Origin of the sequence: Acidovorax sp. SRB_14, from assembly GCF_012932145.1 — a bacterium.
GTDB lineage: Bacteria > Pseudomonadota > Gammaproteobacteria > Burkholderiales > Burkholderiaceae_C > Simplicispira.
On the sequence record NZ_MWOK01000052.1, the window covers coordinates 1 to 379 of the forward strand.

Sequence of the window (379 nt, forward strand, 5' to 3'; positions counted from 1 at the left end):
GGCCGCCACGTTCTTGTCTTCCTCAGCCTCGGCCCAAAGCGCGAGCGACCTCGTGGGGACGTGGACGCTTGTTTCGTCGGTGACCGAAAGGGACGGAACAAAGACCGATCAGTTCGGCACCGGCGCCAAGGGGCTGATGGTCTTCGACGCTAACGGTCATTTCATGCTCACGATCATTGGGGCGGATATTCCCAAGTTCGTCTCTAATAATCGCGCCGGAGGTACAGCCGAGGAGAACAAGGCCGTCGTGTCAAAGAGCATCGCCATGATCGGCGACTATTCAGTCAACGCATCGGACAAGTCTCTGACCTTCAAGGTAGAGAGTGCCACGTTTCCCAATTGGAATGGAACGGAGCAGAAGCGCTTGCTCTCCCCGATT

General features: G+C 57.0%; 1 protein-coding gene. It reads left to right on the forward strand.

The window, feature by feature from the left end; all coding sequences use genetic code 11:
• The coding region (locus tag B2J86_RS17945) for a lipocalin-like domain-containing protein (RefSeq protein ID WP_173026296.1) at nucleotides 1-379 on the forward strand (379 nt) is incomplete at both ends.